This window comes from Stenotrophomonas maltophilia group sp. SKK55, assembly GCF_057179845.1.
In genome coordinates, this window is the sequence record NZ_JBXUHP010000014.1 from 33,905 (window position 1) to 55,627 (window position 21,723).

Consider the following 21,723-nt stretch of genomic DNA (forward strand, 5'->3'; position numbering starts at 1 on the left):
TTGTGTTGTTGTGGGCAGGAGCGCGCAAGCGGCATAAGCGACGTGCGCGGTAGCGCCGGGCCATGCCCGGCGGTCACGCCTCAGACGATCGCGATCCCCGCCTTGCCCAGCGCTTCGCGCACCATCGCGTCGTTGGCTTCGGTCACCGGCCGGGTCAGGTCCCACAGGAACTTCACCCGGAAGCCGGATTTCACCGCGTCCTGCGCGCTCCACAGCACGCAGTAGTCGCGTGCCAGGCCGCACACGTGCACTTCGCGGATGCGGCGCTCATGCAGCCAGCCGGCCAGGCCGGTAGCCGGGCGCTCGCCATCGGGGCCGTGGTTCTCGCGGAAGGCGCTGTACGAATCCACCTGTGGGCGGGTGCCCTTGCGCAGGATCAGGTCGGCCACGGTCCAGTCCACGCCCGGGTGCAGCGCGGCGCCATCGCTGCCCTGCACGCAATGGTCGGGCCACAGGGTCTGTGGCTGCGCGTGCAGCAGGATGGTCTCGAACGGTCGCTTGCCGGGGTGCTGGCTGGCGAACGAGGCGTGGTCGGCCGGGTGCCAGTCCTGGGTCGCCACCACGGTGCGGTAGCGGCGCTGCGCCAACAGATCGGCAATCGGTGCCACCAGCGCATCGCCCTGGTCGCAGGCCAGCGCACCGCCCGGCATGAAGTCCGGCTGCAGGTCGATCACCAGCAGGGCGACATCGGCGGGCAGGACAGTCATGGCAGATCCACTACATCAGAAAGGGCGACCAGCGTGGCCGCCCCATGCCTGCACGTCAATCGCCCTGCGGCGCCTCAGCGTCCTGCCCGTAGTACAGCAGGCCGATCCGGATCCGCTCGCGGCCGTTCTCTCGGCGATGGCGGTTGGCATCGCGCAGCGAGTACACGCAGCCGCAGTACTCCTGCTGGTAGAACTGCTCGCGCTTGCTGATCTCGATCATGCGGCTGGCACCGCCGCCCTTGCGCCAGTTGTAGTCCCAGTACTGCAGGCCTTCATAGCGCGACGCCGCACGGATGCCGCAGTCGTTGATCTGCGCCATGTTCTTCCAGCGCGAGATGCCCAGCGACGAACTGATGGTGTCGTAGCCGTGCTCGTGCGCGTACAGCGCGGTGCGTTCGAAACGCATGTCGAAGCACATCGTGCAGCGGATGCCGCGCTCGGGCTCGTTCTCCATGCCACGCGCGCGGCTGAACCAGTTGTCGGTGTCGTAGTCGCAGTCGATGAACGGGATGCCGTGCTGCTCGGCGAAGCGGATGTTCTCCTGCTTGCGCAGCTCGTACTCCTTCACCGGGTGGATGTTGGGGTTGTAGAAGAAGATCGCGTAGTCGATCCCGGAAGCGGTGATCGCCTCCATCACTTCGCCCGAGCACGGCGCGCAGCAAGAATGCAGCAGCAGGCGCTTGCCATCGGCGGGCAGGGTCAGGGTGGGGCGTTGGAACTCGGTCATCGTGGCGTGCGTCAGGGCGTGGGAGCGGTCTGGCCGGTTACCGTGAACAGGACGCGCGCGGCCACGCCGCCTGCGCATGCAGGCTGGCGATGGCCCCGGCACCCTCCCCGCGGAGAGTCCAGGTCGAATCAGGGGACGGTCGTGTCCCCCGGCCGGGGCCGATATTCGGGCTGATGGACACGGGCCGCAGCCCACCTACTCCCTGCCGCTTCCCAGGCGCGAGCCCAGTGCTGTTGGCAGGATTCGTTTCCATTCACCGCTGCGGGGCAGCTCCGGAATGGGCGCACGAAGCGCCTTCACCGGATTCCCGTTTAACTCCCTGCCGCCATCCAGCCACGGCAGGGATACCTTCGGCGTGTGCAAGGTGGACCTGTTGGTGGCGCCGGTCAAGAGCGCAGGGTCTGGAGCCCGTTGCGTGGCAACGGGCGCTGGCCCCGGGATACGCGGTCAATGCCCCGCCGCAGCCCGCGTGCGGATCTCATCCAAGCGCTGGTCGTGCAGCAGGCGCCCGTTCTCCCACACGGTCACCATCGCATCCTCGAAGCCGGTCGGCAGCGCCTCGTCACCGCTGGGAGGCAACGCCACCGTGTGCAGGCTGCCGTCATCCAGGCGCCGCAGCAGGCGCATGCGGCCACGCTTGCTGGTCTTGCCGGCATCGGTGACCGGGTCCTTGTAGACGTCGATCCACGCACCCTCGACCCGTGCTGCCGAGCACTTCAGCGCGAACTTCTGGGTGTCGCGGTCCAGCCGCTGCAACAGCGCGCCGCCCATGCCGAAGGCCACGTTGTCGGCCGAATAGCCGTCGCCGGTGATGCGCTGCAGGATGGCGCGGATCGTATCCGGGGTGATGCCATCGCCCTGGATCACCCGCACGTGGTTGAGTACGCGGTAGCCCTTGCCGTTGAGGGTATGGCCGAACGCTTCATCCAGCCGGCGCAGGCTTTCGGCCACCACCTCCACCGGGTCACCCGAGTCGGGGCGGACGACCAGGGTGGCGCCCGAAGCGATCACTTCATCACGCAGCGTCGTGCCCCAGTGCTCACTGATCGCGCGGTAGATGTCATAGCTGTCCGACACCACTGCCACGATCGCGCCCGGCTTGCCGAACTGGCGCAGCATGTTGCGGTAGGCGTCCACTTCGCGCTCGCGGCCCCAACTGGTGATGGTGCTGTGCTCGGCGGCAGGAATCGAATAACCGGCCATTGGCGCGTGATAGTGCGCGCGGGCCAGGCACAGGGCCGATACGGTGTCGGTGCCGAGGAAGTTGACCAGGTGTGCGGCACCACCCAGCGCGGCCGATTCCAGGCTCGATACACCGCGGGCGCCGAAGTCGTGCAGCTTGAACGGCAGCTGCCCCTGCGGATCGTCGCTGGTCTGCTGCAGGAACGCAGCAATGGTCTGCCGTGCATGCCAGCTGATGGTGGCCACGGTGACCGGGTACCACACGCGCAGCAGCAGTGTTTCCAGGTACGACGGCACCCAGAACGCAGCCGGGTCGGTCGACTCGACGGTCATCAGTGCCTGGTGGGTGGGTACCACGCTGCCCTCGGGCACGGCACGGATGCGCACCGGCAGGTGGCCGCCGAGCCGATCGACGATATCGCGCCAGCCGGCTTCGTTGAACGGCTCGCCATGGGCGGCGAATACCGCAGCAGCGTCGTCGATGTCAGCGTGGGTGACCGGCCGTGCCAGGGCGTCCTTGAGGATCGCCTGCAGGCCGAAGAACACCGTGCGATCGTGCAGGCCGCCACGTGATTCCACGTAGAAGAACGTGGCATCGGTACCCGGCGGGTACTGCAGCCAATGGCTGGCCTTGTAGCTGTCGGTGTTGAGAAGAAGGTTATCGAGGTAGTGCATGACGGAAGCTCCTTCGCGTCGAGTGACACCAGCGGTCTATCCGCCGGTGGGGAGAGCCGGGCAGGTCAGCCGCGGCCGAGGAAATACTCCAGGATGTGCAGGTGGTCTTCGAACAATTGCGGGCCCATGTCCAACGCCTCACTCACCGGTATCCAGCGCGCCTTGTCGGCGTCGTCGCCACCGCGCACCGGCGGCAGTTCGCCGGCCGGGAATTCGAAGTGGAAACCGTGGGTGATGGTGCGGCCGCGCTGGCTGCGGTCGGGGTGGTCGAATACCTGCTGGCCCTTCAGCGAACCCTTCAGCACCGGCAGCGGAATCTTCAGCCGGGTTTCCTCGCGCAGTTCGCGCAGGCAACTGTCCAGCAGGCTCTGCTCCTGGCCAACGAAACCGCCGGGCAGCGCCCACAGGCCCTTGCCGGGCTCCGAACGGCGCCGTACCAGCAGCACGTGGCCCGAATGCACCACCACCGCATCGGTGGTGACGAAGGTGGGCGCGTAGGGCGCATCCTTCCAGGCGGCCTTGTACTGTTCGATGAAGCGGTACTCGGCCACCAGCTGGGCATACGCAGGCGCGCTTTTGCGGAACGCTTCGAGCATGTCGTACACCGGCGCCGGCACATTGCCACGCAGCATCAGCAGCGCGCCGTGGAAGTCGACGTCGCCGGCTTCGAACAGGTAGCGCCGCAGCTCGGTGGCCGACAGGGTGGCGGTGTGCTGCACGTCCACCAGCGGCCATTGCGGGAACTCCCGCAGGTAGTAGCTGGAAGCATCCTTGTCCATGCCGATCAGGCCCACCTTTGCATCAGCGGCGGCACCGTCGTTGCGCAGGGCGTCGGCCACCTGGCGCTGCACATTGGCGATCCACTGTGCTTCGTTGTACAGGTGGTCACGCAGCGGGCGGATCAGCAGGCGGTCGGCGTGGCCATCGAGGGCGGCCTGGATCATCACGGCGCGTTCGGCCACGGTCCAGGGATTGCGGAGGCTGCGGGGGGTATCGGCAGAGCCGACCAGGAAGATCAGCTTGCGGGCCCGGCTCAGGGCCAGGCGGGCAACGGCGGCGTGGCCGTTGTGGAAGGGCTCGAATCGCCCGATGAAGACGAGATAGTCGAATTCCATGAGAATCCCTCATGTCGTTGTGGCAGCCGCGGGTCTGTCCCTTGGCTTGCTGCAGATGCTACGCCGATGGTGGAGCCGGTCAAGCCTGCAGGCCTGCCATCGGCTGAACGCCGCAGATTCCTGCCCGGACTGCGGTGGTGTTCTCAGGCCCTGAGAAGCCGCTGCGCCATACTGGCATCCACGCGGCGGACGGTAGGCTCGGGGGCAAGACGGTGGCGGACAAGTACTGCGATCTGGTCATGAAAGGCGGCATCACCAGCGGCATCGTGTACCCCAATGCGGTACTGGCGCTGGCACGCGAGTATCGGTTCAAGAGCATCGGCGGCACCTCCGCTGGCGCCATCGCTGCGGCGGTAGCGGCTGCGGCGGCATACGGTGATCGCCGCCAGCAGGCCGGCGAGCACCTGGCCGGTGATGCCGGTTATGGCGGGCTGTCGGCGGTGTCGGCGCAGTTGTCGCGGCGGGGGTTCATCTACAGCCTGTTCCAACCGGCGCGGGGCGCGCGTGCGGCCTATCGGCTGCTGGTGGTGCTGACCGGCAATGCCAGCTTGCCGCACAAACTGCTGTGCCTGGCGGTGGCGGTACTCGAGATCGCGCCGCTGGAAGTGCTGGTGTCGCTGGCGCTGCTGCTCGGTCTGGGCGGGTGGGGCGGTGGCTGGAGCGGCGTGGCCGCGACGCTGCTGCCGTCGCTGCTGTGCGCCTACGGTGCAGGCGTGGCCGGAGCCGCGCTGCGCGTGGCGCGCGTGGCCCGGCGCAACCTGCTGGGCCTGTGCAGTGGCCTCGGTCGCGATGCACGTAAACCGGCATTGACCGAGTGGCTGCATGAATGCCTGCAGCAGTTGTCCGGCAAGCCGCTGGATGCACCGCTGACCTTTGCCGACCTGCACGACGCGCCTCGCTATGCCGGCGAGCCGGACAGCCCGCATGCGATCAGCCTGCAGATGATCACCACCTGCGTGTCGCACAACGAACCACGCACACTGCCGCTGGGCGGCGCACAGTTCTGGTTCCTGCGCGAGGAATTCGAGCAGTTGTTCCCCGCCAGCGTGGTGCAGTGGCTGGTGACGCAGGCCGGCCCGCCGCTGGAGGTGGAAGGGCGCCGGTACTACCACCTGCCGCAGGGTTCGAAGCTGCCGGTGCTGGTGGCCACGCGCATGAGCCTGAGCTTCCCGTTGCTGATCAGCGCGGTGCCGCTGCATGAGCCCTCGCGCCGCGAACGCCGCTGCGAACCCACTGCACCTGCCGCCGACGAGGAACACAACGTGGCCGACAGCATGGAAGGGCTGACCAGCGCCGGGCAGACCTGCGGCCCGGTGATCACCGCGTTCCGCATCTGCTGGTTCTCCGATGGCGGCATCAGCAGCAACTTCCCGATCCATCTGTTTGATGCCGCGCTACCGCGCTGGCCGACCTTCGCCATCAACCTGGTCTACCCGCAGCATGCCGAGGACGTGGGCCGCGGCAGTGATGGCCGACAGGCGCTGGAACGTGCCGTGTTCCTGCCCACCGAAAACCGCCACGGATGGCAACGGCATTACCAGTCCATTGCCACGCCGCTCGCCGCAGCCGAGCTGGGGCGCTTCCTGTTCGCAGTCGTGGCGACCATGCAGAACTGGCGTGACCTGCTGCAGGCACGCGCGCCGGGTTACCGCGACCGTATCGTGCACGTCAGCCTGCAGGGCGACGAAGGCGGCATGAACCTGGACATGCCGCAGGAGGTGCTGACCCGCATCGCCGACAAGGGCAGCCTGGCGGGCGCGCGCTTCTGTTCGTTCTCGTTCGGGAACCACTACTGGATCCGCTGGCGCAACCTGGCCTCGGCCTATCAGCGCTACACGTTGGAAGTGGCGCGTACCGACGACCCGGCGCAGCAGGTGCTGGCCTATCGCGCGGCGTACTCGATGGTTGCCCGTGGCGATCCGGCACCGCCGTCGTACAAGCTCGGCTCGGAAGACAAGCGTCGCGGCTCGCAGCAGCTGTGGGCGCAGATGGTCGAGCAGGGCCGCACCTGGGAGGACCTTGGCCCGGACCTGACCGACGGCGCACCGCGCCCGCTGCCGCAGATGAAGGTGACGCCGATCTACTGAGCGCGATCAATACAATCGTGCTTCATGTTGCAAGGAGCTGTGGATGTCTGCCCGCCAGGAACTGCTGGATCTGCTTGAACGCCTCGATACTCGCGACCCGGAACACCTGCCGGTGGTGCCACTGGCTGCGTACTTCGAAGGCAATGATTTCGAAGAATGCATCGCGCCCAACCAATGGGGTTTCGGTCGCCCGCCGATTGCCGAGCTGTACGCGCGCCTGGCCGTGATTGCAGCGAAGCCTGAAGTGGAAGGCGTGTACGTCGGCCTGCACCAGGACTGGGGCAGTGCATTGGAAGACGACAGCGAATGGCCTGCTGCCGAGAACGTGCATGTGCTGACCAGTGCCGACGTCGAGACCGTGGAAGGCTGGCTGCAGGGTCTGGAATGCGACGGTGTGGGCGAAGGCTGGCCGTACGGCGAGCACGTCGACGCCCCCAAACCCTCGGAAGGCCACCGCGTACTGACCGTGTTCTGGGACTAAAACGCGCCAACCAGGGTTGGCACCTACCAGTAGAGCCACGCCACGCGTGGATGCATTCCAGACTGAGAATTCATCCGGATGGGGGGGGCCGGTTGCAGGGGGCGTGAGCCGCATGGGCCCGAGGCGTGCCTCGGGCGGGTTGGGCAGGACGCCCAACCCCGGTCTTGCCGTGTGCGCAGGACAGCGCACACGAGCAAGCGGCGACCGAGCTTACATGGGTGAGGGCGCTTTGCTTGCGAAGCACTGCTTCGCAAGCGCCCGAACGCACAGCCGCCAGCGGCTGGGCCGGGCCCCGGAGGGGTACTTGCAGCGTCCCCCGCAACCGGACCCACTCCGCCAACCCACGGAAAGCCCGCTGTTGCTTTTTAGGTTGCCGGCCAGCGGCCGGTACTACCACGGTTGCAGAGCGCAGCCCTGCCGAACCAACCCTACCGGCCCGGCAACTGCGCGAACGCGCGCTGCATGCAGTCCTCGCGCGGGCACACCCGGCAACCCGGCCCGATCGATACCGAATTGCCCGGGCTCTGCACATCCAGCCCCAGTGAATACACCAGCCGCTCGGCATGCTGCAGATCGCAGCCCAGCGCCACCGCGAAGGTCTTGCGCGGCTGGCCATGGCCCACCGGGCCACTGCTGACCTGCCGTGCCAGCCAGAAATGGCGGCGGCCATCGGGCATGCGCGCGGTCTGGGTAAGGATGCGGCCTGGCTGGTTGAACGCCTCGTAGACGATCCACAGCGGGCACGAGCCACCCACCTGCGAGAAATGGAAGTCGGTGGCCGAATGGCGCTTGGATACGTTGCCCGCGCGGTCCACGCGGATGAAGAAGAACGGCAGGCCGGGCGCACTGCGCCGTGCCAGCGTGCTCAGCCGGTGGCAGACCGCCTCGAAGCCGACGCCGAACTGGTGCGCCAGCAGTTCGATGTCGTAGCTGCTGGCCTCGGCCGCACGCAGGAAGCGCATGTAGGGCATGACCAGCGCGCCGGCGAAGTAGTTCGAAAGACCCACCCGCGCCTGCGCGACGCGCGCGTCATCGGTGAAGCCCGCACGCGCCACCACCGCGTCGATCTGCGGCAGGTAGCCGTGCAGGGCCAGTTCGGCGGCCATCTGGAACGCCTGCTGGCCTGGCTCCAGGTAGTCCGGCAGCCACAACCGGCGCGTGCCGGCATCGTAATGGCGCTTCTCGCGCCCGGCCTGCAGTGCGGCCACTTCCACCAGCACGCCGTGGCGGTCGGCCAGCAGCTGGCGCAAGCGCGGCGCCACATGCCCAGGCGATAGCCCCCACTCGGCGAACAGGCGCTCGGCCAGTTCGTCCAGCTCGGGAATATGGTTGTGCATGCGGTTGAAGAACTCGCGCACCTGGTCGCCGGCCGGCAGGGTGCTGCCGGCGCCGGGCTCGCCCAGCTGGAACTCCAGCGCGGCGGCATGCTCGCGCAGTGCCAGGTGGCGGCGGTGCAGGTCCAGCAGCGCACGGCTGACCTGCGGCAGGTTGCCCGCCAGGGCGCGCAGTTCGGTGGCACTGACTTCGGCCAGGCCCAGGTCGCGCAGGGTCTCGCCCAGCGCTTCCTGCAGCGCGGCGGGCTCATCTTCGTCGAACAGCGCCGAAACATCCCCGAGTACCTGGCCCAGCTTCTTCTGCACGGCCGGGGTCAGTGGACGCTTGTTGCGCTCAATCTGGTTCAGGTAGCTGGCCGACAACCCCAGTGCCCGCGCCAGGTCAACCTGGCTGTAGCCGCGCTGTTCGCGCAGCCGCAGCAGGCGCAGGCCGAGTTGCCGCTGGGGAGCTGAGGAATTCACAGAATTAACAGGAATCGTGGGGCGTGTTGGCCAGATTAAGCGGATTCAGCCCGGAAATCGAGGTGGATGCTGTGAATAATGCCAAGCATCTTTCGCACCCTGTGGGATTGTCGTCATGACTGTTGCAGCGCCCCGTATCCGCATGCTGATCGATGGCCAGTTCGTTGAATCGGCCACCTCCCACTGGCAGGACGTGATCAATCCGGCCACCCAGGACGTGCTGGCCAAGGTGCCCTTCGCCACCACCGGCGAAGTGGACGCCGCCGTCGCCGCCGCCAAGGAAGCCTTCAAGACCTGGCGCAAGACCCCGATCGGCACCCGCGCGCGCATCTTCCTGAAGTACCAGCAGCTGATCCGCGAGAACATGAGCGAGCTGGCCCACATCCTCACCGCCGAACAGGGCAAGACTCTGCCCGACGCCGAAGGCGATGTGTTCCGCGGCCTGGAAGTGGTCGAGCACGCCGCCGCCATCGGCAACCTGCAGCTGGGCGAGCTGGCCAACAACGTGGCCAATGGCGTGGACACCTACACGATCATGCAGCCGCTGGGCGTGTGCGCCGGCATCACACCGTTCAACTTCCCGGCGATGATCCCGCTGTGGATGTTCCCGATGGCGATTGCAACGGGCAACACCTTCATCCTCAAGCCGTCCGAGCAGGACCCGATGGTCACCATGCGCCTGGTCGAGCTTGCCCTGGAAGCCGGCATTCCGAAGGGCGTGCTGAACGTCGTCCACGGTGGCGAAGAAGTGGTCAACGCGATCTGCGACCACCCGGACATCAAGGCCGTGTCGTTCGTCGGTTCCACCCGCGTCGGCACCCACGTGTACAACCGTGCCTCGCTGGCCGGCAAGCGCGTGCAGTGCATGATGGGCGCCAAGAACCACGCCGTGGTGCTGCCGGACGCCAACAAGGAACAGACCCTCAACGCGATGGTCGGTGCGGCCTTCGGCGCCGCGGGCCAGCGTTGCATGGCCGCCTCCACCCTGGTGCTGGTCGGTGAAGCGCGCAACTGGGTGCAGGATCTGGTCGAAAAGGCCAAGACCCTGAAGGTGAGCGCCGGCACCGTGTCCGGCACCGACGTCGGCCCGGTCATTTCCTGCAGCGCTCGCGAGCGCGTGGAAGGCCTGATCGCCTCGGGCGTGGAGCAGGGCGCCAAGCTGGTGCTCGATGGCCGCAGGCCGCAGGTGGATGGCTTCGAGAAGGGCAACTTCGTCGGTCCGACCATCTTTGCCGGTGTCACCACCGACATGCGCATCTACCAGGAAGAAATCTTCGGGCCGGTGCTGGTCATCCTCGAAGCGGAGACGCTGGAAGACGCCATCGCGATGGTCAACAGCAACCCGAACGGCAACGGCACCGCACTGTTCACCCAGTCCGGCGCGGCCGCGCGCAAGTTCCAGGAAGACATCGACGTCGGCCAGGTCGGCATCAACGTGCCGATCCCGGTGCCGGTGCCGCTGTTCTCGTTCACCGGTTCGCGCGCCTCCAAGCTGGGCGACCTGGGCCCGTACGGCAAGCAGGTGGTGCTGTTCTACACCCAGACCAAGACGGTCACCGCGCGCTGGTTCGATGACGAAACGCTGAGCCACGGCGTCAACACCACGATCAGCCTGAAGTAACGGCAGGAGCAGCCATGAGCCACTCGATGACGACGGAACTGGAAGAAGCGCAGCAGGCGTACCGCGAGGCAGCGCGCGACTTCGCACTGGCCGAACTGGCACCGCACGCCGCGCGATGGGATGCGGAGGGCATCTTTCCGCGCGAGGCGATCGCCAAGGCCGGTGAACTGGGCTTCTGCGGTCTGTACATGGACCCGGAAGTGGGCGGCAGCGGCCTGAGCCGGCTGGACGCCGCCGTCGTCATCGAGGAGCTCGCCAACATCGATCCGTCGACTGCGGCCTACATCAGCATCCACAACATGGCCTCGTGGATGGTGTCCACGTGGGGCCAGCCAGCACTGCGCGATGCGTGGGGCACTGACCTGTCCTCGGGCAACAAGCTGGCCTCGTACTGCCTGACCGAACCGGGAGCCGGTTCCGATGCGGCCTCGCTGAAGACCACCGCCGTGCGCGACGGTGACTTCTATGTGCTGAACGGCTCGAAGGCCTTCATCTCCGGCGCCGGTGCCACCGAACTGCTGGTGGTGATGGCACGTACCGGCGGTGCCGGCGCCGGCGGCGTCAGCGCCATTGCAGTGCCGTCGGACCTGCCGGGCATCAGCTTCGGCCGCAAGGAAGAGAAGATGGGCTGGAACAGCCAGCCCACCCGTGGCATCACCTTCGAAAACGTCCGCGTGCCGGTCAGCCACCTTCTGGGAGAGGAAGGCGGCGGCTTCAAGCTGGCGATGAAGGGGCTGGATGGTGGCCGCATCAACATTGCTGCCTGCTCGCTGGGTGCCGCGCAGGGCGCGCTGGATGCCGCGCGCCGCTACATGGGCGAGCGCCGCCAGTTCGGCAAGGCGCTGGCCGAGTTCCAGGCGCTGCAGTTCAAGCTGGCCGACATGGTCACCCAGCTGGTGGCCGCGCGGCAGATGGTGCATACCGCCGCACGCAAGCTCGATGCCGGTGCCAGCGATGCCAATGTGTGGTGCGCGATGGCCAAACGTTTTGCTACCGATGCGGGTTTCAACGTCTGCAACGAAGCGCTGCAGATCCACGGGGGCTACGGCTACATCCGCGAGTACCCGATCGAGCGCCTGCTGCGTGACTGCCGCGTGCACCAGATCCTGGAAGGCACCAACGAGATCATGCGGGTGATCGTTGCCCGTCACCTGCTCAACACCGAAGAGGAACTGCGATGAAGGATTGGCGTACCCAGGAGCACGTGGGCCTGAAGGTGGAGGTCGATGGCCACACCGCCGTGGTTACCCTGCACAACCCGCCGGCGCACACCTGGACCGTGCACAGCCTGTCGGCGCTGCGCGACCTGGTCGGCGCGCTCAACGCAGACCGCGACATCTACGCGCTGGTGATCACCGGTGACGGCGAGAAGTTCTTCTCCGCCGGTGCCGACCTCAACCAGTTCGCTTCCGGCGACAAGGCCGCAGCGCGCGAAGCCGCGCGCCGTTTCGGCGAAGCCTTCGAGGCGCTGTCCGGTTTCCGTGGCGTGTCGATCGCCGCGATCAACGGCTACGCGATGGGCGGAGGCCTGGAATGCGCGCTGGCCTGCGACCTGCGCATCATCGAAGACCACGCCCAGGTGGCGCTGCCGGAGGCCACCGTCGGCCTGCTGCCGTGTGCTGGCGGCACCCAGAACCTGCCGCGCCTGGTCGGCGAGGGCTGGGCCAAGCGCATGATCCTGCTGGGCGAGCGCATCAATGCCGAGACCGCGCTGCGCATCGGCCTGGCCGAAGAAAAGGTCGGCAAGGGCGAAGCCAAGGCACTGGCGCTGGAATGGGCGAAAAAGGCCGGCAAGCAGAGCCCGACCAGCATCGCCGCCTGCAAGACGCTGGTACAGGCCACCCGCACCGGCACCCACGCCTCGGCGCTGGTGGCCGAGCGCGAAGCCTTCGTCGATCTGTTCGACACCGCCGACCAGGTCGAGGGCGTGACTGCCTTCCTGGAAAAGCGCGCCGCGCAGTGGAAGAACGCATGAGCACCGACACCGCTGCCGACGACGCACCGGTGCTGTTCGAGGAGCGCGTGGCCGGTAACGGCATGCGCATCGGCATCGCCACGCTCAACGCGCCGCGCATGCTCAATGGCTTCTCGCTGCCGATGGCACACCTGCTGCTGGAGCAGTTGAACGCCTGGGCCGACGACGACGGCATCGCCATGGTCGTGCTGCAGGGTGCTGGCGAGAAGGCGTTCTGCGCTGGCGGCGACCTGCACAGCCTGTACAAGGCCATGGTCGCCTTCCGTGAGGCCGGCCGCAGCGACATCCGCGAGAACGACTACGCCGCCGAGTTCTTCGACGTCGAGTACCGCGTCGATTACCTCATCCACACCTACGCCAAGCCGATCCTGTGCTGGGGCCACGGCATCGTGATGGGCGGCGGTATCGGCCTGATGTCCGGCGCCAGCCATCGTGTGGTCAGCGAGCGCTCCAAGCTGGCCTTCCCGGAAATCACCGTTGGCCTGTTCCCTGATGTCGGTGGCAGCTGGCTGCTGCCGCGCGTGCCGGGCAAGGGCGGGCTGTTCCTGGCCCTGACCGGGGCGCTGCTCAACCCGGGCGATGCCATCTACGCTGGCCTGGCCGATGTACATGTGCCCGAAGAGCGCCGCAGTGCGGTGTTCGATGCGCTGCTGCAGGTGGCCTGGTCCAGTGAGCCAGCACACAACCACGAACGCCTGACCCATCTGCTGCAGTCGCATGCCAGCGATGCCGCCACCGGTCCGCTGCTGGCCAACGCGGCGCAGGTCGATGCGTTGTGCGAAGGCGATGACCTTGAAGCCATTGTCGCGCGCATTGCCGGCCTGCAGACCGATGATGCGTGGTTGCAGGCGGCACAGAAAACGCTCGCCGCCGGGGCACCTGGGTCAGCACGGTTGTCGTACGAGCTGCAGCGCCGCAGTGCCGGCCAGGATCTGGCCGCAATCTACCGCCTGGAGTACATCGTCGCCCTGCATTGCGCCGCCCATGGTGATTTCGCCGAAGGCATCCGCGCGCTGCTGATCGACAAGGACCGCAATCCGCAGTGGAACCCGGCCACCCTGGCCGAGGCCACCTGTGCGTGGGCCGACACCTTCTTTGCTTCCCCCTGGGCCGCTGCCGCGCATCCGCTGGCCGACCTGGGCACTCCCCTTGTTGAAAGGAGCCTTGCATGAGCCGCATTGCATTCATCGGGTTGGGCAACATGGGTGGCCCGATGGCCGCCAATCTGGTCAAGAACGGCCACACCGTGCGCGTGTTCGATCTGGTCCCGGCCGCGGTGCAGGCCGCCGTCGATGCCGGTGCCAGCGCGGCGTCGTCGGCACGCGATACCCTGGCCGATGCGGAGGTCGTGATCTCGATGCTGCCGGCCAGCCGCCACGTTGAAGGTGTGTACCTGGGCGATGACGGCATCCTCGCCGCGATCCCGGCCGGTGCACTGGTCATCGACTGCAGCACGATCGCACCGGCCAGTGCCCGCAAGGTTTCCGAAGCGGCCGCCGCGCGTGGCCTGCAGATGATCGACGCGCCGGTCTCCGGCGGTACCGCTGGCGCCCAGGCCGGCACCCTGACCTTCATCGTCGGTGGCGAAGAGGACGCGCTGGAACGCGCTCGCCCGGTGCTGCAGGCGATGGGCAAGAACATCTTCCATGTCGGCGCCAGCGGTGCCGGCCAGGTCGCCAAGCTGTGCAACAACATGGCGCTGGGCGTGATCATGGCGGTGACCGGTGAAGCCATCGCACTGGGCGTGGCGCACGGGCTGGACCCGAAGGTGCTGTCGCAGATGATGGCGGTCAGCACCGGCCGCAGCTGGGCCACCGAAGTGTGCAACCCGTGGCCGGGCGTGCTGGAAAATGCGCCGGCCTCGCGCGGCTACAGCGGCGGTTTCGGCAGCGATCTGATGCTGAAGGACATGGGCCTGGCGGTGGAAGCGGCGATGAGTGTCGGTGCCTCGATCCCGCTGGGCGAAGTGGCCCGCAACCTGTACTCGATGAACCACCAGGCCGGCCGCGGCAAGCTGGATTTCTCCAGCGTCGTGCAGCTCATCACCAGCGACCGGTAACCGGTCGCTGGTCCGCGCATTCCACCTTATCCCCGCGCCGTTGGCGCACCCCCTTGAACAACAAGGGGGCTCTCCTCCAGAAGGATGGATGCGCGCCGTAGCGAATGCGTCCCCGGCCGCGTGCCGGGGACCACCCGAGGTGGGATGGGCGGATGTTCGGTTTCGACCGGCATCCGCCCATTTTTTGCACCGCGCGCGGGTAGTGCCGGCCGTTGGCCGGCAGCACCGCATCAGGCAACGATCAGCGTTACATCAATATTGCCGCGGGTGGCGTTGGAGTACGGGCACACGACGTGTGCCTTCTGCACCAGTTCTTCCACCTGCTCGCGCGGCACGCCCGGCACGTTGATGGTCAGCTCGGCCTCGATGCCGAAACCGGTCGGGATCTGGCCGATGCCGACCTTGCCGGTGACGGTGGTGTCGGCCGGCAGCGCGACCTTGGCCTGGCCGGCGACGAACTTCAGCGCACCCAGGAAGCAGGCCGAGTAGCCGGCGGCGAACAGTTGTTCCGGGTTGGTGCCTGGGCCGCCGGCGCCGCCCAGCTCGCGCGGGGTCGACAGCTGGATGTCCAGCACGTTGTCGGAGGAGACGGAACGGCCTTCGCGGCCGCCGGTAGAGGTGGCCTGGGCGGTGTACAGAACCTTTTCGATGGACATCGGGATGCTCCTGGTCAGTGGGTGGGTGTTGCGTTGGAGCCTACTTTGCCCGCTTTCCGCGTACGTTGGGTTGCAACGCGTACGAAAAACTTGATCGATCGTCCTGCCGGCCTAGATCGTCCACTCGCGGTCGGTGGTGAACATGATGGTCAGCCAGCGGTCCGGCGAGGCCTGGCCCAGCGCTTCGCCGATCTCGTCGCGCAGCCGGTCCCATTCCACCAAGGGCCGCGGCGGGTCGTCTTCCGGCACCACAAAGAACAGCTCGATCTGCTCGCCACGCCCCACCTGCGCGACGTAGCTGCGGTGCTCAACGAAGCCGTGCCTGGCCACGATCGCGCGTGCCACCGCATCCACATGCGCCTGCAGTTCCGGCGGGGTGACCAGCAGGATGCCGGCCAGCGCCCGGCGCACGGTGCCGAGCGGGGCGATCATCACCAGCACGCAGACGAAGGCGAGGATGGCCGGGTCGATGTACGGCCCGACCCAGGCCCAGGACGTGCCCTGCACCAGCACGCCGCCGAGGAAGGCCAGCAGGTAGCAGGCCGACATGCTGGCCGCGATCACCCAGTTTTTCGCATCCAGTGCGATGAACTCCGAGCCGATGCGGCGGTTGGCGCGCAGCACGAACCAGGCCAGCGCACCTTCGCCGACGATCGACAACCCGGCGAAGGCGATGGCCGGACCGAGCGCGATGTGGCGGCCGCCGGACATCAGCGCGTCGACCGCATTGACCAGCGCATACAGCGCCGCGCCGATCATCAGCGTGCCGCTCACCCCCAGCACGATCGGCTCCAGGTGCCAGAAGCCCATGGTGAAGCGCTGGTTGAGCCGCGACTGCAGCGCGTCGGTGCTGGTGGACAGTGCGATCAGCCGCGCGACCAGCAGTGACAGCCAGGTCATCACCACATCGATCAGGCCGTAGATGCCGTCGAAGATGATCAGCGAGGAATTGGCCAGCAGGCCGAACACTACCGCTGCCGCGGCCAGCAGCAGTGAGCCTGCGATGGACAGGCGCAGCACGCCTTGTTCGGTGGCGGGATCGAAGAACTGTGCGTGGTCGGTGGCCATGGCGCGATTGTAGAGCGGAGCCATGCTCCGCTGCCGTTGCGGACTGTCGACGCTGTCCCTTGGCAGCCCTGTGCCGTAGACTGCGTCCCTCCCACGTACCGATTCCCGCCTGCAGTGATCACGCCACCCTGACCCTTGCCGCATCTCGGCAGCCGGCCCGCCCGGCTCAGGAACCCGCGTCTTTCCACTGCAGCGCCATGCGGCCACGCCCGCGTGCGCGCGGAGTTTTTCCATGCAAACGTCCTACCCCCTGCGCCAGCAATGGCTCGGCAACATCCGTGGTGATCTGCTGTCCGGCATGGTCGTCGCCCTGGCCCTGATTCCCGAGGCCATCGCCTTCTCGCTCATCGCCGGCGTCGACCCCAAGGTCGGCCTGTACGCCGCGTTTTCCATCGCGGTGGCCACCGCCATCGCTGGCGGCCGGCCGGGCATGATCTCCGCCGCCACCGGTGCAATGGCGCTGGTGATGGTCGACCTGGTCAAGGACCATGGCCTGCAGTACCTGTTCGCCGCCAGCATCCTGGCCGGCCTGCTGCAGGTGCTGGCCGGTGTGTTCAAGCTTGGGTCGCTGATGCGATTCGTCTCGCGCTCGGTCATCACCGGCTTCGTCAACGCGCTGGCGATCCTGATCTTCCTGGCGCAGATGCCGGAACTGATCGGCCGCGGTCCCACCGTCTACGTGCTGTGTGCCGCCGCACTGGCGATCATCTACCTGCTGCCGCGCCTCACCCGCGCTGTGCCTTCGCCGCTGGTGGCAATCGTCGTGCTCACCGCCGTAGTGATCGGCTTTGGCGTGGACGTGCGCAGTGTTGGTGACATGGGCCAGCTGCCGGACAGCCTGCCGCAGTTCCTCATCCCCGATGTACCGCTCAGCTGGGAAACGCTGCGCATCCTGCTGCCGGTGTCGGCCACGCTGGCCGTGGTCGGCTTGCTCGAATCGATGATGACCCTGCAGATCGTCGAGGACATCACCGAGACGCCCAGCGAGCGCAACCGCGAATGCGTCGGCCAGGGCGTGGCCAACGCGGTCACCGGGTTCCTCGGCGGCATGGCCGGCTGCGCGATGATCGGCCAGTCGGTCATCAACGTGACGTCTGGTGGCCGCGGCCGCCTGTCCTGCCTGGTGGCCGGCGTGCTGCTGCTGGTGCTGGTGGTGTACGGCAGCGACCTGGTGCGGCAGATCCCGATGGCTGCGCTGGTGGCGGTGATGATCATGGTCAGCATCGGCACTTTCAGCTGGCGCTCGCTGCGCGACCTGCGCACGCATCCGCGCAGTTCCTCGGCCGTGATGTTGCTGACCGTGGTGGTCACCGTGGCCACCCACGACCTGGCCAAGGGCGTGCTCAGTGGCGTGCTGCTGTCGGCGCTGTTCTTCGCCCGCAAGGTCGGCCGCATGCTGGAGGTGCAGCGCGAGGATGCCGGAGACACGCAGGTCTACCGCGTACGCGGGCAGGTGTTCTTTGCGTCTGCCGGCCAGCTGGGCGCGGCGTTTGACTACCAGCACGTCGCGCCGAAGGTGCAGATCGACCTGCGTGACGCCCACCTGTGGGACCTGACCGCAGTGGCCGCGCTGGAACGTGCGCAGGAAAAGCTGGCCGCGCATGGGGCGGAGGTGGTGGTGGTGGGCCTCAATGTGGCTAGCCAGACGCTGATCGAACAGGTGGGCGGGCGCGCGGGCGCGCATTGAGGCTTACGCATCCTGCTTCTGCGACGAGGTGCACGCATTCTGAATCCGGTCAGGCATCTGAAACCGGCGCTGTCGTAGCATTGCCCGCGTGATGGGGGTCGATGGACGGCCCCTCCCTGCCGGCACCCGCTGGCGACACGCAAGGGAGAAACAGGCAATGCAGGCAATGGACGCGCTTGGGCGCAACGAACGGGTCGGCGTCGGCCGTGGGTGTTGGAAGGTGTTGGCCCTGTGCCTGGCGCTCACCGCATGCCAGGCGCCTTCTTCCCAGGCATCGACCGAAACGGCGGCCCCCGCGTCGATTGCTGCGGCATCGCCGACAGCCCCTTCCGGCCCGGCATCGGCAGATTCCCCCCACTACCCGGATGCGTCCTACACCGAGGGTCGCCTGCGCCCAGCCTATGGCTGGTGTGTGGATGGGGTGGAAGATGCAGGCAAGCTCCAGGCCTGCGGCAAGGACGAACTTGCCTACCAGGAAGCGCGTCTCGAAGCGGCGGCCAGCAAGGCGCTGGCCGGGCTCGACGCCGCTGCCCAGACGGCGTTCCAGGCCAGCCAGGCGAGCTGGCGCAGCGATACAGACCGTTATTGCCGCGATGTTCCCAACGGCAGCGTGCAGCAGCTGCAGGGCGCGCAGGAATGCCGCCTGTACCGTGTTGCCAACCGTGCCGACCAGCTGCTGGCGCAGAGCGCGCCGCCGGATACCTCGTATACCCAGGCAACGCTGCGTCCGGAATACACCCGTTGCGTGCAGGACGCCCGCGGCATGGACGACCAGCTGGAAGCCTGCGATACGGCCGAGCTCGCCCACCACAAGGCGCTGCTGGAAGCGCAGGTCGCGCGACTGATGGACGGCCCCGACGGCCCGGCCAAGGACCGCTGGATGGACGAGCAGGCCAACTGGGCTGCAGATACCGAAAAGCGCTGTGCACCTTCCAGCGACCATGTGGGGCCGATGCTGGATGCTCAGTCGTGCCGCATCAACCGGTATGCCAACCGCGCTGTCGAGCTGCACACGCGGGTGCTGACGCCCTGATCCACGGTCGCCAGCAGGCAACGGCAACCGGTCAATCCTCCACGGACAAGGAAGTAAGACATGCCAAACAATATTGACACCCGCAACCTGGACGCCACTGCCGGCGCGGTGTTCTTTGCTGTCGGACGCGGCACCGAAGGTGGTGGATCGTCGTACCACCTCAGCATTGCTGGCATCACCAAGCACCTGAACGAGCCGCAATGGGGCACGGTCAGTGCGGTAAGGGACAACAGCGGCTATTCACTGGGCACCATTCAGGTGGATTTCGGCCAACGTGGCGAGTGGCCGCTGGGCGCGACGCAGGAGCGCAAACTGAAGCCGGGCGAGACAACGTATGTCGATGGGGTCATCGACCAGGCCAGCGCCTACGCCAAGGCACACAACCTGCCCTTCACGCATGATCGCACTGACCTGCGTGCGGATCTGCTCAGCCACGGCAATGGCGAGGGAAAGCGCTCATCCATCCGCTTCATCGATGCACCAACGCGTGACAGCATCAATGCTTGGGCCGGCTCGGCGGAAGGCAAGCAGTGGATTCACACCCACATCGATTACCCGCAAGTGCGCAATGCCACGAATATCGCCATGACCATGCTGGACAAGCATGGCAGCGGCATTGCCGAAGACAAGCGCTTCGAGGCCATCGCATTGATTGCCAAGACCGCCAACCAGCTGCCGGGTCGGCTGGATGACCTGGAAGCGGTGCTCAAGCGCGGTGGTGACTACCAGGAACTGCGCGATCAGGCCGCTGCCATCCGCCAGCGCACCCCTTCCTATGCCGGGTTGGCTGCCGCCGATGTCGCTGCCAGGTATGAAGATGCCTATGCGCAGCATTCCGCCGAAATGGATCGCGCGCACCTGAAGGTGGGGCGCCGGGATTTCGCGCCCGCCACCGAAGGCAGCGACCCGGATATCCAGGTGGCGCTGCAACAGGCGCGAGCGCACGGGCACGGTGGCGGTGGTCCGCAGGTACTGAAGGAGGGCTCAAGCGGCCGCGCGGTGGAAAAGCTGGAACACAACCTGCACACACTGGGCTATGGCGGCGCAGGCGCGCAGGCCATCCATCCCGACCGACAGTTCGATGCCACTACCCGGAAGGCCGTCGAAGCCTTCCAGCGCGATCATGGCCTGACCCCGGTGGATGGCAAGGCCGGTCCGGCAACGCTGGGTGCGATCGATCGCGAGGCGCGCGCGCTGCAGGCTGACATGGTGGCGTTGGGGCTGACCGATGCACAGGGCAAAGTGATTACCGCCGATGGTTACCTGGGGACAGGTAGCCAGCACGCCATCAACACGTTCCAGCAACAGCACCATCTGCCGGTCACTGGCATGGCCGACGCAGGCACACGCAGTGCGATCCAGGCCGAAGCGGCACAGCACCGCCCTGCAACGCCGACACCGTCCGCACCCGCTGCGCCTGCTGCACCGGCCGCGGCACCTGCACCCGAACGCCACAGCGGGCCAGCTGCAGCTGCTGCACCCGGCGGCGAGCGCATCTCGGTGGTAGAGCCGTTCGGCAATGGCGGCAGTAACCGCATCCTGCGCCACGGTATCAGTGGCGAAGAAGCGTTCCGCGAACTGAAGATCCACCACCCCAACACCAACGCGGCTGCCGTTCGCGCGGGCGATGCCAGCCGGGTCGACCGTAGCGCGGAGATGGTCGAGGGCGAGCTGGAGGCCGTGCGCCGGCGTGGCGACGTCAACAACATTCCGCTGGTGCAGAAGGACCTGATCCTGACCGACCGGTCAGGCGGGCGCAATCTGATGGTTCCCAGTCCGGTCGCCGGCTACGTCCAACTCAACAACGACGGTACCAACTCCATCAGCATCTACAGCCATCCGGTCGGCGACGCGCGCCGCGAACTGGTGGGCCAGGTGCTGCACGGCGCGCGCGGGTCCATTCCATACAAGACCGGGGATTTCGTCGAATACGGTGCGCCGCTGGTGCGGCAGTCGGACGTGGGCTCGCCGGGTGCAGTGCACGCGCACATCGAAGTCGAGCCCGACCAGTACCGTCGCTATCTGGGCGACATCCTCAATGACCGCATCACCCTGGGCGGCAAGGTCCACGCGCAGGGCCCCGAGGCCGCGCAGGCCGCACGCAGTGCACAGCAGGCGCCGATGGCCGATGGCGTGCTGAAGCAGGGCGAGCGCGGCGATGAGGTCAAGGCCTTGCAGGGCAAGCTGGCGGCGCTGGGCTATGCCGGGGCCGATGGCAAGCCGCTGCACGCCGATGGTGTGTATGGCAAGGACACCTTTGCGGCGGTCAAGCAGTTCCAGGCCAACAACGGCCTGGACGACGATGGCAAGGCCGGCCGCAAGACCCTGGCGCAGGTCGATGCCCCCAACGCGGTCAAGGCCGGCACCCCGCCGGCAGCACCGGGTCGGGCCGAACCGGCGGCGCCGGCCAGCATGCGCGACGCCGGGCACGCCGACAACGCGCGCTTCGGCCAGGCGCTGGGCAAGCTGCAGGCGCTGGAGCAGCAGCGTGCCCAGGCCGGCGTGAAGCCACTGTTCGCCAACCCGCAGGAGGTTGAGCGGGCGGCCGGCCAGCTGGCGTACGAAAGCAAGGTGTCCGGGATGCGCCAGATCGACCATGTCGTGGCCCGCCCCGACGGCACCGGTCTGTTTGCGGTGCAGGGCGAGCTGGGCGACCCGGCGGCGCAGCGGACCTTCGTCGACCGCCAGCAGGCGGTATCGCACTCGGTCGAGGCCAGCAGCCGGCAAAGCGAAGCGCTGGACAGCCAGTTCAACCAGCGTGCGCAGGAGCAGCAGCAGGAACAGGTGCGCAACCGCGGGTTGTAAGCCACGCGGCGACCCCGGGGCCGGTCGAGCGGCCAGTCCCGGCGCCACC

17 protein-coding genes and 1 riboswitch are annotated in these 21,723 nt (G+C 67.3%); of the genes, 10 read left to right on the forward strand and 7 right to left on the reverse strand.

Features of this window, described 5'->3' with window-relative positions; genetic code table 11:
- Positions 1–80: 80 nt before the first annotated feature.
- From pncA to AC2A1N_RS08355, 4 genes are all read right to left on the reverse strand, one after another.
- Positions 81–707: a bifunctional nicotinamidase/pyrazinamidase gene (gene pncA, locus AC2A1N_RS08340; RefSeq protein WP_134968612.1), complete on the reverse strand. Its 627-nt coding sequence runs from the start codon at positions 705–707 to the stop codon at positions 81–83.
- 55 nt (positions 708–762) lie between these two features.
- Positions 763–1,434, reverse strand: coding sequence for an epoxyqueuosine reductase QueH (locus tag AC2A1N_RS08345; protein ID WP_061480745.1), 672 nt, complete (start codon positions 1,432–1,434; stop codon positions 763–765).
- A 139-nt stretch (positions 1,435–1,573) separates the two neighbouring features.
- Positions 1,574–1,787, reverse strand: a riboswitch (cobalamin riboswitch).
- A gap of 94 nt (positions 1,788–1,881) precedes the next feature.
- The gene (locus tag AC2A1N_RS08350) at positions 1,882–3,291 is read right to left on the reverse strand and encodes a nicotinate phosphoribosyltransferase (protein ID WP_134968611.1); all 1,410 of its coding nucleotides are present in this window, start codon (positions 3,289–3,291) and stop codon (positions 1,882–1,884) included.
- A 65-nt stretch (positions 3,292–3,356) separates the two neighbouring features.
- The gene (locus AC2A1N_RS08355; RefSeq protein ID WP_219626892.1) at positions 3,357–4,406 is read right to left on the reverse strand and encodes a bifunctional nicotinamide-nucleotide adenylyltransferase/Nudix hydroxylase; all 1,050 of its coding nucleotides are present in this window, start codon (positions 4,404–4,406) and stop codon (positions 3,357–3,359) included.
- 239 nt (positions 4,407–4,645) lie between these two features.
- Between AC2A1N_RS08355 and AC2A1N_RS08360 the strand changes: the two genes are divergently transcribed.
- Positions 4,646–6,493 carry a patatin-like phospholipase family protein gene (locus tag AC2A1N_RS08360; protein ID WP_242892192.1) on the forward strand — a complete coding sequence of 616 codons (1,848 nt, stop codon included), beginning with the start codon at positions 4,646–4,648 and terminating at the stop codon, positions 6,491–6,493.
- Between the two features lie 43 nt (positions 6,494–6,536).
- Complete coding sequence (locus AC2A1N_RS08365; protein WP_242892194.1) at positions 6,537–6,974, forward strand: hypothetical protein; 438 nt, start codon at positions 6,537–6,539, stop codon at positions 6,972–6,974.
- A gap of 428 nt (positions 6,975–7,402) precedes the next feature.
- Here the strand turns inward: AC2A1N_RS08365 and AC2A1N_RS08370 are convergent, their stop codons facing one another.
- Complete coding sequence (locus AC2A1N_RS08370) at positions 7,403–8,770, reverse strand: helix-turn-helix domain-containing protein (protein WP_242892196.1); 1,368 nt, start codon at positions 8,768–8,770, stop codon at positions 7,403–7,405.
- Between the two features lie 115 nt (positions 8,771–8,885).
- Between AC2A1N_RS08370 and AC2A1N_RS08375 the strand changes: the two genes are divergently transcribed.
- From AC2A1N_RS08375 to mmsB, 5 genes are read left to right on the forward strand one after another with little or no spacing between them, the layout of a single operon-like run.
- Positions 8,886–10,391, forward strand: a complete 1,506-nt coding sequence (locus AC2A1N_RS08375) for a CoA-acylating methylmalonate-semialdehyde dehydrogenase (protein ID WP_061478832.1) — start codon at positions 8,886–8,888, stop codon at positions 10,389–10,391.
- Positions 10,392–10,405: 14 nt separating this feature from the next.
- Positions 10,406–11,572: an acyl-CoA dehydrogenase family protein gene (locus tag AC2A1N_RS08380; protein WP_061478831.1), complete on the forward strand. Its 1,167-nt coding sequence runs from the start codon at positions 10,406–10,408 to the stop codon at positions 11,570–11,572.
- On the forward strand, positions 11,569–12,366 hold the full coding sequence (locus AC2A1N_RS08385; RefSeq protein WP_061478830.1) for an enoyl-CoA hydratase: 798 nt from the start codon (positions 11,569–11,571) through the stop codon (positions 12,364–12,366). Before AC2A1N_RS08380 ends, AC2A1N_RS08385 begins: the two co-directional genes overlap by 4 nt.
- On the forward strand, positions 12,363–13,538 hold the full coding sequence (locus AC2A1N_RS08390) for an enoyl-CoA hydratase/isomerase family protein (RefSeq protein WP_242892198.1): 1,176 nt from the start codon (positions 12,363–12,365) through the stop codon (positions 13,536–13,538). Before AC2A1N_RS08385 ends, AC2A1N_RS08390 begins: the two co-directional genes overlap by 4 nt.
- Positions 13,535–14,425, forward strand: a complete 891-nt coding sequence (mmsB, locus tag AC2A1N_RS08395) for a 3-hydroxyisobutyrate dehydrogenase (RefSeq protein ID WP_005420650.1) — start codon at positions 13,535–13,537, stop codon at positions 14,423–14,425. The genes AC2A1N_RS08390 and mmsB overlap by 4 nt, the downstream gene beginning before the upstream one ends.
- 230 nt (positions 14,426–14,655) lie before the next feature.
- Here the strand turns inward: mmsB and AC2A1N_RS08400 are convergent, their stop codons facing one another.
- Both AC2A1N_RS08400 and AC2A1N_RS08405 read right to left on the reverse strand, forming a co-directional pair.
- Positions 14,656–15,081 carry an organic hydroperoxide resistance protein gene (locus tag AC2A1N_RS08400; protein WP_061478828.1) on the reverse strand — a complete coding sequence of 142 codons (426 nt, stop codon included), beginning with the start codon at positions 15,079–15,081 and terminating at the stop codon, positions 14,656–14,658.
- 111 nt (positions 15,082–15,192) lie between these two features.
- Positions 15,193–16,173 carry a cation diffusion facilitator family transporter gene (locus AC2A1N_RS08405; RefSeq protein WP_242892201.1) on the reverse strand — a complete coding sequence of 327 codons (981 nt, stop codon included), beginning with the start codon at positions 16,171–16,173 and terminating at the stop codon, positions 15,193–15,195.
- 208 nt (positions 16,174–16,381) lie between these two features.
- Here AC2A1N_RS08405 and AC2A1N_RS08410 point away from each other — a divergent pair, with 208 nt between their 5' ends.
- The 3 genes from AC2A1N_RS08410 to AC2A1N_RS08420 all read left to right on the forward strand — a co-directional run bounded on the left by AC2A1N_RS08410 (position 16,382) and on the right by AC2A1N_RS08420 (position 21,674).
- Entirely contained in the window at positions 16,382–17,836 is a 1,455-nt protein-coding gene (locus tag AC2A1N_RS08410) for a SulP family inorganic anion transporter (protein ID WP_484372010.1), read from the forward strand.
- Positions 17,837–18,257: 421 nt separating this feature from the next.
- Positions 18,258–18,869 (forward strand): lysozyme inhibitor LprI family protein, encoded by a 612-nt coding sequence (locus AC2A1N_RS08415; RefSeq protein ID WP_242892219.1) that lies wholly within the window; start codon positions 18,258–18,260, stop codon positions 18,867–18,869.
- 60 nt (positions 18,870–18,929) lie between these two features.
- The gene (locus AC2A1N_RS08420; RefSeq protein WP_242892222.1) at positions 18,930–21,674 is read left to right on the forward strand and encodes a peptidoglycan-binding domain-containing protein; all 2,745 of its coding nucleotides are present in this window, start codon (positions 18,930–18,932) and stop codon (positions 21,672–21,674) included.
- Positions 21,675–21,723 lie beyond the last annotated feature (49 nt).

Coding starts and splice junctions, on each gene's coding strand:
- pncA (WP_134968612.1), bottom strand. CDS start 707: ATGACTGTCCTGCCCGCCGATGTCGCCCTGCTGGTGATCGACCTGCAG.
- AC2A1N_RS08345 (WP_061480745.1), bottom strand. CDS start 1,434: ATGACCGAGTTCCAACGCCCCACCCTGACCCTGCCCGCCGATGGCAAG.
- AC2A1N_RS08350 (WP_134968611.1), bottom strand. CDS start 3,291: ATGCACTACCTCGATAACCTTCTTCTCAACACCGACAGCTACAAGGCC.
- AC2A1N_RS08355 (WP_219626892.1), bottom strand. CDS start 4,406: ATGGAATTCGACTATCTCGTCTTCATCGGGCGATTCGAGCCCTTCCAC.
- AC2A1N_RS08360 (WP_242892192.1), top strand. CDS start 4,646: ATGAAAGGCGGCATCACCAGCGGCATCGTGTACCCCAATGCGGTACTG.
- AC2A1N_RS08365 (WP_242892194.1), top strand. CDS start 6,537: ATGTCTGCCCGCCAGGAACTGCTGGATCTGCTTGAACGCCTCGATACT.
- AC2A1N_RS08375 (WP_061478832.1), top strand. CDS start 8,886: ATGACTGTTGCAGCGCCCCGTATCCGCATGCTGATCGATGGCCAGTTC.
- AC2A1N_RS08380 (WP_061478831.1), top strand. CDS start 10,406: ATGAGCCACTCGATGACGACGGAACTGGAAGAAGCGCAGCAGGCGTAC.
- AC2A1N_RS08385 (WP_061478830.1), top strand. CDS start 11,569: ATGAAGGATTGGCGTACCCAGGAGCACGTGGGCCTGAAGGTGGAGGTC.
- AC2A1N_RS08390 (WP_242892198.1), top strand. CDS start 12,363: ATGAGCACCGACACCGCTGCCGACGACGCACCGGTGCTGTTCGAGGAG.
- mmsB (WP_005420650.1), top strand. CDS start 13,535: ATGAGCCGCATTGCATTCATCGGGTTGGGCAACATGGGTGGCCCGATG.
- AC2A1N_RS08400 (WP_061478828.1), bottom strand. CDS start 15,081: ATGTCCATCGAAAAGGTTCTGTACACCGCCCAGGCCACCTCTACCGGC.
- AC2A1N_RS08405 (WP_242892201.1), bottom strand. CDS start 16,173: ATGGCTCCGCTCTACAATCGCGCCATGGCCACCGACCACGCACAGTTC.
- AC2A1N_RS08410 (WP_484372010.1), top strand. CDS start 16,382: ATGCAAACGTCCTACCCCCTGCGCCAGCAATGGCTCGGCAACATCCGT.
- AC2A1N_RS08420 (WP_242892222.1), top strand. CDS start 18,930: ATGCCAAACAATATTGACACCCGCAACCTGGACGCCACTGCCGGCGCG.